17 protein-coding genes and 1 tRNA gene are annotated in these 15,271 nt (G+C 66.0%); 8 read left to right on the top strand and 10 right to left on the bottom strand.

Annotation, left to right across the window (positions count from 1 at the left end):
- The 3 genes from QPK31_RS01670 to QPK31_RS01660 all read right to left on the bottom strand — a co-directional run.
- Positions 1-821, bottom strand: an 821-nt coding sequence (locus QPK31_RS01670) for an MBL fold metallo-hydrolase (protein WP_290421202.1), incomplete at its 3' end; no start/stop codon positions are given.
- The gene (locus tag QPK31_RS01665; protein WP_290421201.1) at positions 822-1,028 is read right to left on the bottom strand and encodes a DUF1289 domain-containing protein; all 207 of its coding nucleotides are present in this window, start codon (positions 1,026-1,028) and stop codon (positions 822-824) included.
- Positions 1,025-1,453 carry a thioesterase family protein gene (locus tag QPK31_RS01660; RefSeq protein ID WP_290421200.1) on the bottom strand — a complete coding sequence of 143 codons (429 nt, stop codon included), beginning with the start codon at positions 1,451-1,453 and terminating at the stop codon, positions 1,025-1,027. Before QPK31_RS01660 ends, QPK31_RS01665 begins: the two co-directional genes overlap by 4 nt.
- Positions 1,454-1,589: 136 nt before the next feature.
- On the opposite strand from QPK31_RS01660, the gene QPK31_RS01655 reads away from it, so the two are divergent.
- Together QPK31_RS01655 and QPK31_RS01650 are read left to right on the top strand one after the other, a co-directional pair.
- Positions 1,590-2,030, top strand: coding sequence for a CopG family transcriptional regulator (locus tag QPK31_RS01655; RefSeq protein WP_290421199.1), 441 nt, complete (start codon positions 1,590-1,592; stop codon positions 2,028-2,030).
- A 20-nt stretch (positions 2,031-2,050) separates the two neighbouring features.
- The gene (locus QPK31_RS01650; protein WP_290421198.1) at positions 2,051-3,157 is read left to right on the top strand and encodes a PHB depolymerase family esterase; all 1,107 of its coding nucleotides are present in this window, start codon (positions 2,051-2,053) and stop codon (positions 3,155-3,157) included.
- A gap of 171 nt (positions 3,158-3,328) precedes the next feature.
- Here QPK31_RS01650 and QPK31_RS01645 read toward each other — a convergent pair whose 3' ends face one another.
- Positions 3,329-3,544 carry a cysteine-rich CWC family protein gene (locus QPK31_RS01645; RefSeq protein ID WP_290421197.1) on the bottom strand — a complete coding sequence of 72 codons (216 nt, stop codon included), beginning with the start codon at positions 3,542-3,544 and terminating at the stop codon, positions 3,329-3,331.
- Positions 3,545-3,714: 170 nt separating this feature from the next.
- Here QPK31_RS01645 and argB point away from each other — a divergent pair, with 170 nt between their 5' ends.
- Positions 3,715-4,644, top strand: a complete 930-nt coding sequence (gene argB, locus QPK31_RS01640) for an acetylglutamate kinase (RefSeq protein WP_229436204.1) — start codon at positions 3,715-3,717, stop codon at positions 4,642-4,644.
- 60 nt (positions 4,645-4,704) lie between these two features.
- Positions 4,705-4,779, top strand: a tRNA-Thr gene (locus QPK31_RS01635).
- 42 nt (positions 4,780-4,821) lie between these two features.
- Here the strand turns inward: QPK31_RS01635 and QPK31_RS01630 are convergent.
- A complete protein-coding gene (locus tag QPK31_RS01630; RefSeq protein WP_290421196.1) occupies positions 4,822-5,718 on the bottom strand; it encodes a TraB/GumN family protein in 897 nt (298 codons plus the stop codon).
- A 22-nt stretch (positions 5,719-5,740) separates the two neighbouring features.
- On the opposite strand from QPK31_RS01630, the gene QPK31_RS01625 reads away from it, so the two are divergent.
- From QPK31_RS01625 to pabB, 3 genes are read left to right on the top strand one after another with little or no spacing between them, the layout of a single operon-like run.
- Positions 5,741-6,472 (top strand): pyrimidine 5'-nucleotidase, encoded by a 732-nt coding sequence (locus tag QPK31_RS01625; protein WP_290421195.1) that lies wholly within the window; start codon positions 5,741-5,743, stop codon positions 6,470-6,472.
- A 25-nt stretch (positions 6,473-6,497) separates the two neighbouring features.
- Positions 6,498-7,076 (top strand): nucleoid occlusion factor SlmA, encoded by a 579-nt coding sequence (gene slmA, locus QPK31_RS01620; RefSeq protein ID WP_290421194.1) that lies wholly within the window; start codon positions 6,498-6,500, stop codon positions 7,074-7,076.
- A 7-nt stretch (positions 7,077-7,083) separates the two neighbouring features.
- A complete protein-coding gene (gene pabB / locus QPK31_RS01615) occupies positions 7,084-8,919 on the top strand; it encodes an aminodeoxychorismate synthase component I (RefSeq protein WP_290421193.1) in 1,836 nt (611 codons plus the stop codon).
- 3 nt (positions 8,920-8,922) lie between these two features.
- On the opposite strand, the gene QPK31_RS01610 is transcribed toward pabB, so the two are convergent.
- From QPK31_RS01610 to QPK31_RS01600, 3 genes are all read right to left on the bottom strand, one after another.
- On the bottom strand, positions 8,923-9,534 hold the full coding sequence (locus tag QPK31_RS01610) for an OmpW family protein (protein WP_290421192.1): 612 nt from the start codon (positions 9,532-9,534) through the stop codon (positions 8,923-8,925).
- A gap of 308 nt (positions 9,535-9,842) precedes the next feature.
- The gene (locus QPK31_RS01605) at positions 9,843-10,433 is read right to left on the bottom strand and encodes a glutathione peroxidase (protein WP_290421191.1); all 591 of its coding nucleotides are present in this window, start codon (positions 10,431-10,433) and stop codon (positions 9,843-9,845) included.
- Between the two features lie 7 nt (positions 10,434-10,440).
- Positions 10,441-10,863: a CoA-binding protein gene (locus QPK31_RS01600; RefSeq protein ID WP_290421190.1), complete on the bottom strand. Its 423-nt coding sequence runs from the start codon at positions 10,861-10,863 to the stop codon at positions 10,441-10,443.
- A gap of 133 nt (positions 10,864-10,996) precedes the next feature.
- Here QPK31_RS01600 and QPK31_RS01595 point away from each other — a divergent pair, with 133 nt between their 5' ends.
- A complete protein-coding gene (locus QPK31_RS01595) occupies positions 10,997-11,638 on the top strand; it encodes a peptidoglycan recognition family protein (protein WP_290421189.1) in 642 nt (213 codons plus the stop codon).
- Here the strand turns inward: QPK31_RS01595 and QPK31_RS01590 are convergent.
- Together QPK31_RS01590 and QPK31_RS01585 are read right to left on the bottom strand one after the other, a co-directional pair.
- Positions 11,619-13,289 carry a serine hydrolase gene (locus QPK31_RS01590; protein ID WP_290421188.1) on the bottom strand — a complete coding sequence of 557 codons (1,671 nt, stop codon included), beginning with the start codon at positions 13,287-13,289 and terminating at the stop codon, positions 11,619-11,621. The two genes, QPK31_RS01595 and QPK31_RS01590, sit on opposite strands and share 20 nt — an antisense overlap.
- Positions 13,290-13,494: 205 nt before the next feature.
- Positions 13,495-15,219 (bottom strand): ShlB/FhaC/HecB family hemolysin secretion/activation protein, encoded by a 1,725-nt coding sequence (locus QPK31_RS01585; RefSeq protein ID WP_290421187.1) that lies wholly within the window; start codon positions 15,217-15,219, stop codon positions 13,495-13,497.
- Positions 15,220-15,271: the final 52 nt, after the last annotated feature.

The following is a 15,271-nucleotide window of genomic DNA, read 5'->3' as shown; positions in this document are numbered from 1 at the left end:
CCCCCGCGTCCAACCAGCCTTAGCGCACCTGCGACAACGGGTATGGACGCCAACAAGCCCGGCATCTCCGCCAACGCAATCCTCTGCCGCTCCAGCAGCAAAAACTTCACCAGCACCTTCACCGCATTCTCCGCATTACGCCGCGGATCGGAAGACAAATAATCCAGCCGCGAATACGCCCGCGCCAGCGCGCCGGTCACGTCATCGAACACCCGCCCATGCCCCGGCACCACCACGCGCGCATCCAGCGTGCCGATCAGATCCAGCGTCGCACGCGTCTCGTCGAACCCGGGCTCCCCCGCCAGCTCGGGAAAGATCACGCCAAAGCCGTTCTCCCACAGCGCATCCCCCGCGATCAACACGCCCTCCTGCGCGCAAAACAGCAGCAGCGCATGCGGATCGTGCCCCGGCGCGCCGAGTACCTGCCAGCGCAGGCCCCCCAGTTCCAATTCATCACCGGGAGCCAGCACCGCATCGAAACCGAAACGCGGACATTGCTGTCCGGTTGCACGGTAGCTCAGCGCCGCCTCGTCCCAGGCCGCGACCTTGAGGCTTTCCGCAGCAGGAATCGCCGTGTGGCAGCCATACGCCGCCTGCAGCGCCGCGTTGCCGCCGCAGTGGTCCGAATGCAGGTGGGTATTGACCAGGCGATCGAGCGGACGCTCTTTCAAGGCATGGCGCACTAGCGCCAGCGTCTGCGGCGCGTGGGTGACGTAGCCGCTGTCGACCAGCGCGGTCTCCGCTCCGGTGAACAGGACGTTGTTGGCCGACAGCCAGCCGCGCTCGAACACCTGCATGCTGGCGGGCAGGCGCGGCGTCATTCAGCCGAAGTCCAGCTCAGACTCGCGGCGGCGGATTTCCTTCCACACGGCGCGCTTGTAGTCGTCATCGGCCTTGCTCCAGGCGATGATCTCGTCGATGGTGCGCATGCAGCCCTGGCACAGGCCGGTCTGCTTGTCCATCTGGCACAGGCTGATGCAGGGCGACGGCACCGGCGTCTGCAGTTCCGGAAGCGACAGCGCACTCATGCCGACACTCCCGCCATCTTGCGCGCCACCCGGGCATTGAAGCGTTGCGGATCGATCACGCAGCGTTCGTGCGTGCCTTCGCAGATGCGCTCGACATCGTCCCAGGCCTCGACCTTGAAGCGCACGCGCTGGCCTTCCACCTCGGTCACTTCGCCGCGGATGGTGAGCGTCATGCCGGGCGGCGTCGGCGCCAGGTGTTGGAAATTCACCATGGTGCCCAGGCTCTGCTCGTGCGGCCAGTCGAGGTAAGGCAGCATGCCGTTCACGCAGGCGAGCTCCATCATGCCGACCATGTAGCCGGTGGCCAGCACGTCGGGCATGTCGAGGCAAAAAGCGGTGTCGTGGTAGAGCGCGGGCACGGTGGCGCGCGGCGGTACCGTGTAGCGCCATTCGAAGCGCAGGCCGGGTTGCAATTCTGGACTCATGGCGGAAGAGATTACCCGATCCAATCGAATTGTGCTTGACCTTTGGGTCGATGGGCGTAGACTTGCCATCCAATGACCATCCACACAGATGGTAAATGGATGGTTTCGATACACGCAGTGAAAGGCAGGTGTAAGGATGCGCAGCGACATTGTCAGCAATCAGGAGCTTAAAAACGAGCAGAAACCGAAGATTGCGGAGTCGGAAAAGATCACGATCAACCTGGGCATGATCGACCTGGGCCAGATCGATCTGCTGGTCAGCGAAGGCTTTTACAGCAACCGCACCGACCTGATCCGCACCGCGATCCGGAACCAGCTCAACACGCATGCCGACGTGGTCCGGCAAACAGTGGCGCGGCGCAGCCTGGTGCTGGGCATGCACCACTACTCGCGCGCCGACCTGGAAGCGGCGCAGGCGGCAGGTATCCGCCTGCAGATCCAGGTGCTGGGCATGGCGAGCATCGCCAGCGACGTGCCGGTGGAACTGGCGCTGGCCACGATCGAATCGATTTCGGTACTTGGGGCACTCCACGCAAGCACGACTTTGAAAGCCGCACTGGCGGATCGCATCCGCTAGGCGCACGAAAGGAAGCCACAATGAAACTGAACAACAAACTGTTCGCGCAGATGCGCGCGGCCACCAAAAAGATGATGCGGCACCAGCCCGTCGATACGAGCAAGGTCATCCAGGATGCCCTGAAGAACGCCTCGGCCATGACCCAGGCCGCCCAGGAGCAGATGCGCAACCTGTCGCAGCTGCAGCCTGGCGCCGGACTGACCGGCGCGGGCAAGACCGACATGCACGACATGCTGGCCGAACTGAGCCGGGGTCTTGGAACCGGCGTGGCCGCCAACGACCCCGCCCCCGCCCTGCCCGGCAGCGTCAGCGAAGGCAGCTACACGAACGCGGCCGGCACCCGCAGCTACAAGCTGTACGTCCCGAGCAGCTACACCGGAAGACCGGCGCCGCTGGTCGTGATGCTGCACGGCTGCACCCAGGACCCCGACGACTTCGCCCGCGGCACGCGCATGAACGTGCTGGCCGAGGAAACCGGCTGCCTGGTCGTGTATCCGGCGCAGTCGCGCCAGGCGAATCCTTCGCGCTGCTGGAACTGGTTCAACAACGTCGACCAGCAACGCGGCCAGGGCGAACCGTCGATCATCGCCGGCATCACGCGCGAGATCATGCAGGAATACGCGGTCGATGCGGGCCAGGTATATGTGGCCGGCCTGTCGGCGGGCGGTGCGATGGCCACCATCATGGGCACGCTGTATCCAGAGTTGTATGCGGCGGTCGGCGTGCACTCGGGCCTGCCCTTCGCCTCGGCGCACGACTTGCCGTCGGCGCTGGCGGCGATGAAGGGCGACTTCCAGCGCCGCCACCAGGCCGGCAAGCCGATCCCGATCATCGTCTTCCACGGCGACCAGGACAAGACCGTGCACCCGGCGAACGGCGACCAGTTGATGGTGCATGCGCGCGACAACACCGATGCGATGGCGGTCGAACCCGGCCACGTGCCCGATGGCCACGCGTTTACCCGCACCACGCACAAGCGCGCCGACGGCAAGGTGCATGCCGAGCACTGGGTGATCCATGGGGCTGGCCACGCCTGGTCGGGCGGCAGCGCGCATGGCAGCTATACCGATGGCAAGGGGCCGGATGCGAGCCGGGAGATGCTGCGGTTCTTCACGACGCAGCGGTGAAAAGCTGGGAACGCGGACATTTCAACTTTGCCGGCGCCGGTGAACGGACATTCTTTGCCGTTTTGTAGGGTGGACTCCCGAGTCCACCCTACAACTGATCGGGCGGCTTCGGTAGGGTGGGTACTCGTACCCACCGCACGGCAGTACACCAGGTGGGTACGAGTACCCACCCTACGAGCGCGACTGCTCCGCGATATGCGCCTTCAGGCAGGCCGGACACCAGCACGCCGTGTCCACGGCGACGCCTGTGCCGGTAACGGGCACATCGGCGCCGGCCACGTTCGGCACCGGCACCACCGGCGGCAATTGCGTGCACCAGCATGGGCCTTCGCCGCCATCGACCATGGCGCAGCCGAACGCGGCGCCGCAGCGGCTGCATGTACTCATCGCGCACCCTCGCGACAGGGTTCCTGTGTCATGTGTAATATCGTCCAAGCATACATCGGCGGCCATCCTGAATAGGTCACACCATAAAATACAACAAGATCGCCATATAATGCCTGCAGGGGTGGGCGTGTTGCCTGTAAAATCTCCGCCACTTTTATTTCGGACTCTCCATGAACGCTCAGTTGACCAGCCTGAAGACCGAGGACCAATCGAGTGACCTGACTGCGGTCTCGCCGCAGATCAAGGCACAGATCCTGGCCGAGGCCCTTCCTTACATCCGTAACTTCCACGGCAAGACCATCGTCATCAAATACGGCGGCAACGCGATGACCGACGAACGCCTGAAGCACGGCTTCGCGCGCGACGTGATCCTGCTGAAACTGGTGGGCATGAACCCGGTCGTGGTGCACGGCGGCGGTCCGCAGATCGACAACGCGCTGAAGAAGATCGGCAAGCAGGGCACCTTCGTGCAGGGCATGCGCATCACCGACGAAGAAACCATGGAAGTGGTCGAGTGGGTGCTGGGCGGCGAAGTGCAGCAGGACATCGTCATGCTGATCAACCACTACGGCGGCCAGGCGGTCGGCCTGACCGGCAAGGACGGCGGCCTGATTCGTGCACGCCGCATGGCCATGCCCGACAAGGAAAAACCAGGCGAGTTCCTCGACATCGGCTTCGTCGGCGAAATCGAAGCCATCAACCCGGCGGTCGTGAAAGCGCTGCAGGACGACGCCTTCATCCCGATCATTTCGCCGATCGGTTTCGGCCAGGACGGCCAGGCCTACAACATCAATGCCGACGTCGTCGCCGGCAAGATCGCGGAAATCCTGAAAGCCGAAAAGCTGATCATGATGACCAACATCGCCGGCGTGCAGGACAAGTCGGGCAACCTGGTCACCGATCTGTCGGCGCGCGAGATCGACGAGATGTTCGCGGACGGTACGATTTCGGGCGGCATGCTGCCGAAAATCTCGTCGGCGCTGGACGCCGCCAAGTCGGGCGTGAACACCGTGCACATCATCGATGGCCGCATCGAACACTCTTTGTTGCTGGAAGTCTTGACCGAACAGGCTTTTGGCACTATGATCCGGTCGCACTAAGATTTTCGACGGCAGCAATTGTCGTTACGGCGGGTTCGCCCGCCGCAATCTTATCTACCAGCCCTTGTAGCTCAGTGGTAGAGCACTCCCTTGGTAAGGGAGAGGCCACGTGTTCAATCCACGTCAAGGGCACCACCTCCCCGGCAGCACTCTCCCCCGCGCTTTTCAGCACAGTTCTCAGTACACCCGCTCCACCTTCAGTCCGCGTTCGCGCAGCAGCTCCGGCACGCCACGTTTGCCCAGCAGGTGCAGCAAGCCCACCGCCGCCACCGCATTGTTCTCGCGCTTGACCATCGCCGCCACCTTGTCGGCCATCGGGCCGTTGCGCTCGTCGAGCAGCACTTCGCGCGTGAATTTCGCGATCAGGTCGGTGTCGGTCTCGATGCGCTGGGCGATGCGGTCCAGCGCGGCCTGGTCGGCGCGCTCGTAGGCATCGAACAGTTCGCGCGACTCGCGCAGCTGCTGGCCCGAGGCCATGTGCTCCAACGTTTCTTCCAGCAGCTTCCACTGCATCTCGAGCGGCAGGCGGTCGAACAGCGCGGCCTGGTACTGCACTGTTTCCAGCTCGGCGATCGGGATCCTGCCGCGCACCTGGCCGGCCAGGTGGGCATCCACGCCCAGGGCCGGATCGAAACCGAGCTTGGCCAGGTCGGCAACGGCGAGCAGCGTGATCAGCATCCAGGGCTTGAGCGGCGCCACCGCGGCCGGATCGACGCCCTGGCCTTTCAGCGCGGCTTCGATGCGCGCGCGGCGCTCGGGCGCCAGGCCCGCATAACCGGGGCTGCCCGGCGCGAACATGCCGTATTGCTGGAAGACCGCCGCCACCGCCTGCGGATCGCGCATCGCATCGACTTCCAGCGCCAGCGTGGGCGCGGCCGCCAGCGCACCGCTGATGCGCGGCTCGAGCGGATAGTAATCGGGCTTGCCGGCATGGATGGTGCCGTACAGGTAGAGCGTGTGCTCCTTGTCGGTCACCTTGAACAGCGCACCGCGCTCGGCGGCCAGCGCCTGGAAGGCCATCAGGAACGAGCTGAGAAACAGGCTGAGGAACACCACTATAATCGGACGTCGCACTTTATTCTCCTAGTTGAAAATCTTGCCAAATACTAAGCTTTCTTCGCCCGTCTGGCTGTTTGATCTTGACAACACCCTGCACGACGCATCGCACGCCATTTTCCCGGCGATCAGCGCCAACATGAACCTGTACATCGCGCGCGTGCTGAACGACGGTATCAACGAGGTCACGCAAGCCCAGATCGATGCCGCGCGCCTCGGCTACTGGAAGCGCTACGGCGCCACCCTGCTCGGCATGATGCGCCACCACGGCGTGCTGGCCGCCGACTTCCTGCGCGAGACCCACGACATCGGCGACCTGCGCGCGATGATGCGCGCCGAGACCGGCCTCGGACGCCTGCTGCAGCGCCTCCCGGGCCGCAAGATCCTGCTCACGAATGCGCCGCGCGATTATTCGACCCAGGTGATGCGCCACCTGAACCTGGGCCGCCACTTCGCCCACCACATCGCCATCGAGCAGATGCATGTGCACCGCCAGCTGCGCCCCAAGCCCTCGAAGCTGATGCTGGCGCGGGTGCTGCGGCGCCACGGCGTGGCCGCGCGCGACTGCATCCTGGTCGAGGACACCCTGGCCAACCTGAAGACCGCCAAGCAGCTCGGCCTGCGCACCGTGTGGGTCACGGGCTATCTGCGCCACGCCGAGCGCAGCACGCTGGCCAATGCGCGGCCGCGGCGGCTGATTCGCCCCACGTACGTCGATGTCAAAGTAAAATCCGTGCGCAAGCTGCCGAAGCAGCTGCACCGTCTACGCTGATCAACCACACACTCTCACGGAACCCATGGCAAGTACCAAGCCGGGCCAGCGCAAGCTGCAAATCCTCCAGGCCCTGGCCGCGATGCTCGAGCATCCGAAGGGCGAGAAGATCACCACCGCCGCCCTGGCGGCGCGCCTGTCCGTCTCGGAGGCGGCACTGTACCGGCACTTCGCCAGCAAGGCCCAGATGTTCGAGGGCCTGATCGAGTTCATCGAGACCAGCGTGTTCGGCGTGATCAACCAGATCGTCGAGAACGAAGAGCGCGGCGTCGACCAGGCGCATGCGATCCTGCAGATGCTGCTCGCCTTCGCCGCGAATAATCCCGGCATGACGCGGGTGCTGATCGGCGACGCCCTGGTCAACGAGGACGAGCGCCTGCAGCTGCGCATGAACGCCTTCTACGACCGCATCGAGCTGGCCTGCAAGGGCGCCCTGCGCCTGGCCGTCACGCAGGGCCATGGCGTCGAGGCGGATGTGGCCGCGCGCGCCAGCCTGCTGGTGAGCTACGTCACCGGGCGCTGGCACCGCTATGCCAAGAGCGGCTTCCGCCAGCATCCGTCGGACGGCACCGGCGTACAATTGTCGCTCCTGCTGGCAGCTTGAGCGTTCCATGAATTCCGCAGCAGTCTTTGCCTTGCTCGACGATGCGAGCCCGGACGGGCAGGCGCATGCCCAGTCGCGCCTCTACAGCGGCCATGCGGGCACGCTGACCTGCCTTGATGCCGCCGGCTGGAACGCCGTGCTGGCGCAGATGGAAGCGGCGCTGGCGCGCGGCCAGTTCGCCGTGCCGGTGCTCAGCTACGAACTCGGCGCCCATCTGCTCGATATCCCCGCCAAGCCGTTGACGGACATGCCGCTGGCCCAGGTGCTGCTGTTCGAGCGCTGCGAGCGCATGACGGCGCAGCAGGCCGCGAGCTGGGTCGCCACGCGCGCAGTCGATACTGCACCGGCCGGCATCGCCGACGTGCGGGCGAATGTCGACCAAGACCGGTTCGTGAATGCCATCGACCGCATCCGCGACTACATCGCCGCCGGCGACACCTACCAGGTGAACTACACCTACCGCCTGCGCTTCGATGCCTTCGGCTCGGTGTTCGCCCTGTACGAGCGGCTGCGCGCGCGCCAGCCGGTGCCGTATGGCGCCCTTGTCAAGCTGCCGGACGGCGGCGCCCTGCTCTCTTTCTCGCCCGAGCTGTTCGTGCGCCACACGGCCGGCACCCTGCTGGCGCGGCCGATGAAGGGTACGGCGCCGGCGGGCGGCGATGCGGAGATCGATGCGCGCCGCGCCGCCGACCTGGCGCTCGACACCAAGAACCGTGCCGAAAACCTGATGATCGTCGACCTGCTGCGCAACGACCTCGGCCGCGTGGCGCAAACCGGCACCGTGGCGGTGCCGAAGCTGTTCGAAGTCACGCGCTTCGGCGCCGTGCTGCAGATGACCTCCACGGTGCGCGCGCAGTTGCGGCCGGACGCGACGCTGGCGGAGATATTCGCCGCGCTCTACCCCTGCGGCTCGATCACGGGCGCGCCGAAACGCCGCACCATGGAGATCATCGACGAACTCGAACCCGACCCGCGCGGCGTCTACACCGGCGCGATCGGCTGGTTCGATCCGCCGGCAAGCGGACAGGCGTATGGCGACTTCTGCCTGTCGGTACCGATCCGCACCCTGTCCCTGGGCGCCGGCGCAGGCCTGCGGCGCGGCGAACTCGGCGTCGGCGCCGGGATCGTCTACGACAGCGACCCGCAGGGCGAATACGCCGAGTGCCGGCTGAAGGCGCGCTTCCTGACCGGGCTGCCGAACGAATTCGAGATCTTCGAGACCATCAAGGCTTCGTGGGCGGACGGCCCGCGCCACCTGGACGAGCACCTGGCACGCATCGGCGCTTCCTGCGCGTATTTCGGCCGCGCGTTCGACCTGGACGCCGCACGCGCCCTGGTGGTCGACGCCTGCCTGGCCCTGCCGCACGAAGGCGTGTTCCGCCTGCGCCTGGCCAGCGGTGCCGACGCCAGGCTGGCCGTGAGCTCGGCCCCGCTGGCGCCGCTGCACGAGCCGGTGCGCGTGGTCCTGGCCGATAGCACAGTGGATTCGAGCGACGTCTTCCTGCGCCATAAAACCGCGGTGCGCGGGCGCTACGACGCGGCCTGGCGCGCGGCCGAAGCGCAAGGCGCCTTCGACGCCCTGTTCTTCAACGAGCGCGGGGAATTGACGGAAGGAGGACGCAGCAATGTGTTCGTGCGCATCGGCGGGCAGTGGATCACGCCGCCCTTGTCCTGCGGCCTGCTGCCGGGGGTGACGCGCGCGGTGATCCTGCAGGCGCCGGCCTGGCAGGCCGTCGAGGGCATCGTCACGCGCGCGATGCTGGAGGAGGCGGAGGGCATCATGGTCTGCAATGCCCTGCGCGGCCCGATGCTGGCGGTGCTGGACGCACCTGTCAGCGCTTGACGCTCAGAAGCGGTAGCCGACACCGACGCCAAACAGCATCGGGTCCACTTTTACCTTGCTGGCGCGCGCGCCGCCCACATACACGTCGCTGCGGATCTGCACCTTTTTCACGTCGACGTTCAGCGACCAGTTGCGGTCCAGCCTGACGTCGAAACCGGCCTGCAGCGCGCCGCCCCAGCTATCGTTTTCCAGGTCGCCGGCGCCACCCAGCAGGCGCACCTTCGAGATGCGGGTGTAATTCACGCCCGCGCCCACGTACGGGCTGAAGGTTTTCTCGGGTGCGAAGTGGTACTGCAGCGTGAGCGTCGGCGGCAGGTGCTTGAAACTGCCGATCTTCGCGCCGTCCAGGCTGACGTCGTGTTTTTGCGGGTAGGTGAGAATGAGCTCGGCCGCGATGTTCGGGGTCAGGAAGTAGCTGACGTCGAGTTCGGGGATGGTCTTGCTTTCGACGCGGATCAGGTTGGCCGCGCCAACGCCGCCCACGGGATCGGACTTGTTGGCGGTATCGATGTGCACCGCGCGTGCACGCACCAGCCAGGGGGATTCCTGCGCCATGACGGCGCCGCTTGCCAGACCCAGGACGGCCACCAGCAGTTTGATACTGAACTTCTTCATTTTTCTTACCTCATCGTGTTGTCGTTGTGCGATGAGTTAAGTCTATTGATGCGTCGCAACAAAATCGTTGATGCAAATCAAAAACGACATTGTTGTGGTCGCTTATGAAGCGAGCACAAGGATAACGTGCACTTGGACGATGACGTTAATGTTCGTAGGGTGGGCGCCCCGAGCCCACGCGTGAAGTTTGCATAGTGTTGACGCAAAAAGAGGCCAACAATGTTCACATTTCACGCGTGGGCACGGGGCGCCCACCCTACGGATGTCACGCTATCGACTGCAGTAACGAAATCACCGCATCGCCAATATCAAAGCGCCGCTTCGATCTTGCTCACCAGCGCAGGATCTTCCGGCGCCACCTTGCTCGGGAAGTGTTCGATCACCTTCCCATCACGCCCGATCAGGTACTTGGTGAAGTTCCACTTCGGTTCCTTGCCGGTCAGCTTGGCCAGGCTCGCATGCAGCGGATTGGCGTTCGGCCCGCTGACCACGGTGCTGGCGAACATCGGGAATTTCACGCCATAGGTGTTGTAGCAGAGGTCGGCGATTTCCTTGGCGTTCGCCGATTCCTGCTTGAAGTCGTTCGACGGGAAGCCCAGCACCACCAGGCCGCGCGCGGCATATTTCGCGTTCAGTTTTTCCAGGCCTTCGTACTGCTTGGTGTAGCCGCAGTAGCTGGCGGTGTTCACCACCAGCACCACCTTGCCGGCGTACTGGCACAGGTCCTGGGGCGCTTCGTCCTGCAGGCGCTTGAAGTTCTGGTGCAGCAGGGCCGGGCAGGAGGCAGGCGCGGCATTTGCGGCTGGCGCGGCGGCGCGTGCGGGCGCGGCTGGCGTCTGCGCCATGGCGGACAGGGAAGCGGCGGCCAGGCCGAGGAAGAGCGGGATGGATTTCAGCATGATGGGCTTAGGCGTTGAGCGAACGGTGTTCGATTTTCAGGCAGTGGTTCATCACCACGTCGAGGCCGGCGGCGCGCGCGAGGTCGGCGGCGGCCTGGTTCTCGATCTCGAGCTGCATCCACAGGCAGCCGGCGCGGATGGCGATGGCGTCGCGCGCCAGCGGCGGAATGTCTTCGGACTTGCGGAAGCAGTCGACGATGTCGATGCGGGTGCCGCTCGTCGCCAGCGCGTCGGCGGCGGCCTGCAGGTCGGCGTACACGCGCTCGCCCAGGATTTCCTGGCCGTCGTAGGCTGGGTTCACGGGAATGATGCGGTAGCCCTGCTGCTGCAGGTACTCGGCCACGCCGAAACTGGCGCGCTCGGGCTTGTTCGACAGGCCGACGACGGCGATCGTCTTGCTGTCCTTGAGGATCTGGGCAATGGTTCTCATGGGGTTGGTATGGTAGCGGTATCGCCCCTAGCTTAACAGGAAAGCATCCCCTGCTGCGAGCACGCTTGCATGGGGGATGGTCAAGCGCGCGGGCCTGTGGAAAGATGGCATGTTTTCCACAGCGAGCCCATCCATGACCCTTCGCCGCCACGCCCAACGCACCCTCGCCGCCGTCGCCATCGCCCTGGCCTGCGCCAGCTGCGCCGTGAAACCGCCTGCCGCCACCGCGCCCACCATCGTCCCGGTGGCGCAATGGGGCGGCACCCCGGCCGATGCCAGCCGCGCGCGCCGGCACACCATCACCCACATCACCCTGCACCACCAGGGCGAGACCTTCAAGCCCGGCACCGACGTGCACCAGTACCTGCGTAATTTGCAAACCTGGTCGCGCAACACCAAGGGCTGGCTCGACATCCCCTACCACTACGTGATCGATCTCGAAGGCCGCACCTATGCCGCACGCGACATCGCCTTTGCCGGCGACACCAACACCGAGTACGACCCCAAGGGCCACGCCCTGATCGAAGTGGTCGGCAATTTCGAGGAGGTCGAGCCGAACCAGGCCCAGCTCGACGCCGTGGTGGCGCTGATGGCGACCCTCGCGGCGAAGTACGACGTGCCGGTCGAACGCATCGCCAGCCACCGCGACCACTCCGACAAGACAGTCTGCCCCGGCGCCAACCTGTACCGCTATGTCCAGAGCGGGTATTTCCGCGAGCAGGTGGCGGCAAAGCTCGCCGCCAGGTCAACCCGGCTTACAGGCGCGGCGCCTTGATCTGCTGGCCGTTCTGGTGCAGCACCAGCTGGCTGCTGTCGCTGCCGTCGAAGCGCACCTCGGCATCGACCGCACGCGCGAAGAACACGGTGTCGCTGGCCGCGAAGATCTCGAGCTTGCCCTGCCCCGTCGCCTGGGCATAGTAACGGTCGCCCTCGCGGCTCAGTTCGAGGATGAAGCCCGGCGCCAGCTGGTAGCGGCCGACGCGCTTGTCGTAGGCCTCGTTGGCGATCTTCACGGCCGTGCGTACGGCCGGCGCGTCGCCGATGCGCGGCTGCTTCAGCTCCTTGCCGTCGAAGTACTGGTTCACGCTCGCGGCCCGGCCCTTGTCGTCGAGGACGAACTCGAACCAGTCGTACCCGTCCGGTAGATAGAAACCGTTCGGCGAAAAGGCTTTCAGTCGCATCGGCGAACGGCCGCTGCGCTGCATGACCAGCACCTCTCCCTCGCGCCGGAAGCTGCGCGTGATGCCCTTTTCCACTTCGTAGACGCCGACATAGCGGTCGAGCGTGGCCGCGTCGAGCGCGATTTCCCGGAATTCGCGGAAGGGCTTGCCCATGGCGAGGGCCGCCGCCTTGCTGGCCACCACGCCCGGATTCGCCACGCCGCCGTCGGCATTGCTCAGCACCGCGACGAACACCTTTTGTTCGGGCAGGCGCAGCGCGTAGGTGGAAAAGCCGTTGATGCCGCCGCCATGCGAGACCACCGGTACGCCCTGCAAGCTGCCCACCTGCCAGCCATAGCCATAGCCGGTCGACTTGCCGTCGGCCAGCGTATAGGGCGTAAAGACGCGCTTCCAGCTGGCCGGCTTCAGCAGCTTGCCCTGCGAAACGGCGGCGTCCCAGCGCGCCAGGTCGTCGACCGAGGAGACCAGCGAACCGGCCGCATACGGCTGGCTCATGCTCAGGGGCGTGCTGTGCTCGTAGCCTTGCGCTCCCTGCGTATGGCCGGCCGCATGCGCCGTCTTGCTGCGCTCGTAGCCTTCATAGGCCGTGTCCTTCATCACCAGCGGCACGAAGATGCGCTGTTCGACGAACTTTGCATACGGCATGCCCGACACCTTTTCGATGATGGCGCCGAGCAGGAAGTAGCCGGAGTTGTTGTAGCGGTAGGCCGTGCCGGGCTCGAAATCGAGCGGGTCGTTCTTGAAGGAGTCGATCATCTGCGCCGGCGTCACGTCGCGCCCCATGGTCAGCGGATAGTCGGTACGGCTGGTGTAGCTGGCGATGCCCGAGGTATGGGTCAGCAGGTGCTCGACCGTGATCTTCCTGCCCTTGGCCGGATAGTCGGGGAAGAAGCGCGTGATGTCGTCGGTCAGCGCCAGCTTGCCTTCTTCCGCCAGCATCAGGATGCCCACCGCCGTGAACTGCTTGGTGATCGAGCCGAGGCGCAGCACCATGCCGGCCTCCATCGGCTTCATGCCCTTCGTGTCGGCGATGCCGTAGGCCTTGCGCAGCAGGGTCTTGCCGTCCTTGACCACGATGACGGTGGCGCCGGGTTCGTTCGGCTTGTAGCTGGCGCCGACAAGGGCGTCGAGACGCGCTTCCAGCGAGGGCGCGGCCTGGGCGGACTTTGCCGCTTCCTGCGCATGAACGGCAGGGGCGCCCAGCAGGACGAGGACGGCGACGCAAACGGCGGACAGCTTCGGCATGGCAGGCACCTTTTTCGGAAAGTAAGAGTGCGGAAACTCTAACCCAGCCGCGCATGCCTGTGTTTATCGATGCGACGGACTGCGGATTTTGGCGACGGATGCGGCAATCCGGCGCGTGAAGTCGTGGTGGGAATAAAAAAGCCCGGTCCACGGACCGGGCTTGCGCCTGCGAGCAGGTCAGGCCTCGCCTATCAGAAGTAATGCATCAGAAGTAATGCATGAGCTGGAACCAGGCGCGCGTGCGCGAACTGCTGCCGTCGACGTCGCGGCCATTCGCGTTCAGGCCGGGGTTGCTGCCGATCTTGCGCGCCACCGTGAACTGGGCCACGGTGCCGGTCCATGGACGCCAGCTCAGGGCCAGGCCGGCGCCCTTGAGCGCATAGTTGTTCTCGCCGCCCAGCGCCAGCGCGGCCGGGTACACGCTGTGGTTCAGCGTGATGCGGCCATAGTCGACAAAGGCGCTCAGGTCGGCGTTCGCCGCCGCCAGCTCGTAGTGGGCTTCGAGGGTGGCCACATGGCCTTCGTCGCCGCTGGCTTCGCCGGCGGCATAGGCGCGCACGCGGCCCGGGCCGCCCAGCGAGATCTTCTCGCCCGACTCCAGGTTGCTGGTGGCGAACTGGCCGCTGATGCTGGCCAGCAGGCTGACCGGGCCGGCCAGGCGCTGCTGGCGGCTGAGCAGGTAGTTGGTGCGCAGGAAGCGGCCGGCGCTGCGCTCCGACACCGCATCGGCCGCCTCGTTGGCGGCATTCCCCGACAGGTCGAGGTGACCCGGCGTGAAGTCGAGCGAGGCGCTGGTGTAGCCGCCGCCTTGCCAAGCGTCCTGGGCGCCGAACACCAGGCCCACCGGCAGGGTGCGCACCAGCTTGTCGCTCAGCTCCGCGCCGCTGGCGCTGTTCACGTAGCGCTTGTCCTCGTAGGCGACGCGCAGCTGCAGGCTGGCGCGGCGCGTGCGCAGCAGCGGATGGGTCACCAGCACCTGGCCGACCTTGGCCGTGCCGCGCGCATCCAGCGCCTCGAATTCCTCGCCCAGGTGGTAGCGCAGGCCGGCATACGAGATGCCGAGGCGCGTGCCGCTCGACCCGACCGGGATCACGTAGCCGGCGCGCGCGTACTTGAAGTCGGAGCCGGTGCTCGATGCCAGCAGCGAGACCTGGTCGCCGTTGCCGCTCGGGTCGTTGAAGTTGATGCCGGCGGTGGCGCGCAGGCGGCCGGTGTAGCGGTTCGAGGAGTTGTCCAGGCCGATGCTGGCGTCGACCAGGTCACCCTCGCTCAGGTCGACCGCGACCGCGGTTTCGCCCAGCGCCGCACCCGGACTGAGTTCGGCGCGGGCGCGCACGCCCGGCAGGTCCTGGGTCAGCAGCAGCGCGCGTTCCAGGCTGTCTTCCTGCACCGGCTGGCCGGGCGGCACCAGCGCGTCGAGGTAGCGGCGCGCACGCGCGGCGTCCAGGCGCACGCTGGCGTCCGGGCGCAGCTCGACGTTCGAGACGCGCCCTTCCAGCACCTGGATCGTCACCTGGCCGGCGCCCAGGTCCTGGGCCGGCAGCGTGGCCGAGGCCAGGAAGTAGCCCTGGCCCCGGTAGTAATTGGAGACGGCGGCGGCGGCGGCCGACAGCTCGGCGAAGCTCAGCTCGCGCCCGGTATACGGCTGGAGCAAGGCTTGCAGGGCCGTTTCCGGCACCGCGCTCACGCCCTTCAATACGAAGCCGCGCACCAGCACGCGCTGGTCGCCGGCCAGGGTGGCGCCGTGCACCGGCGCGGTGTCCGGCAACACCTTCGGCGCCGGACCGGGCGGCGCGATCAGCGCCGGCGGACGGTTCGATTCGAGGATGCGGCCGGCATCCGGCACAGGCGTCTGCGGCGGCTGCACGGTCTGGGCGCAGGCCAGGGCCGGCAGCAGGAGTGCGGCCAGCGCCAGCGGGCGCAAGGTCAAGGAATGTGGGCGGGTTGGCACAGGGATCGCTCCGGTTTCGAATAGGGTCATG

The sequence above is a fragment of the Massilia sp. YIM B02769 genome (assembly GCF_030411995.1).
Classification (GTDB): Bacteria; Pseudomonadota; Gammaproteobacteria; order Burkholderiales; family Burkholderiaceae_D; genus Telluria.
This window is presented reverse-complemented; position numbering and strand designations above follow the sequence as displayed.

What these genes read in the sequence shown, in the direction of transcription:
- QPK31_RS01665 (WP_290421201.1), bottom strand. Translation starts at nt 1,028, where the DNA reads ATGAGTGCGCTGTCGCTTCCGGAACTGCAGACGCCGGTGCCGTCGCCC.
- QPK31_RS01660 (WP_290421200.1), bottom strand. Translation starts at nt 1,453, where the DNA reads ATGAGTCCAGAATTGCAACCCGGCCTGCGCTTCGAATGGCGCTACACG.
- QPK31_RS01655 (WP_290421199.1), top strand. Translation starts at nt 1,590, where the DNA reads ATGCGCAGCGACATTGTCAGCAATCAGGAGCTTAAAAACGAGCAGAAA.
- QPK31_RS01650 (WP_290421198.1), top strand. Translation starts at nt 2,051, where the DNA reads ATGAAACTGAACAACAAACTGTTCGCGCAGATGCGCGCGGCCACCAAA.
- QPK31_RS01645 (WP_290421197.1), bottom strand. Translation starts at nt 3,544, where the DNA reads ATGAGTACATGCAGCCGCTGCGGCGCCGCGTTCGGCTGCGCCATGGTC.
- argB (WP_229436204.1), top strand. Translation starts at nt 3,715, where the DNA reads ATGAACGCTCAGTTGACCAGCCTGAAGACCGAGGACCAATCGAGTGAC.
- slmA (WP_290421194.1), top strand. Translation starts at nt 6,498, where the DNA reads ATGGCAAGTACCAAGCCGGGCCAGCGCAAGCTGCAAATCCTCCAGGCC.
- pabB (WP_290421193.1), top strand. Translation starts at nt 7,084, where the DNA reads ATGAATTCCGCAGCAGTCTTTGCCTTGCTCGACGATGCGAGCCCGGAC.
- QPK31_RS01610 (WP_290421192.1), bottom strand. Translation starts at nt 9,534, where the DNA reads ATGAAGAAGTTCAGTATCAAACTGCTGGTGGCCGTCCTGGGTCTGGCA.
- QPK31_RS01605 (WP_290421191.1), bottom strand. Translation starts at nt 10,433, where the DNA reads ATGCTGAAATCCATCCCGCTCTTCCTCGGCCTGGCCGCCGCTTCCCTG.
- QPK31_RS01600 (WP_290421190.1), bottom strand. Translation starts at nt 10,863, where the DNA reads ATGAGAACCATTGCCCAGATCCTCAAGGACAGCAAGACGATCGCCGTC.
- QPK31_RS01595 (WP_290421189.1), top strand. Translation starts at nt 10,997, where the DNA reads ATGACCCTTCGCCGCCACGCCCAACGCACCCTCGCCGCCGTCGCCATC.
- QPK31_RS01590 (WP_290421188.1), bottom strand. Translation starts at nt 13,289, where the DNA reads ATGCCGAAGCTGTCCGCCGTTTGCGTCGCCGTCCTCGTCCTGCTGGGC.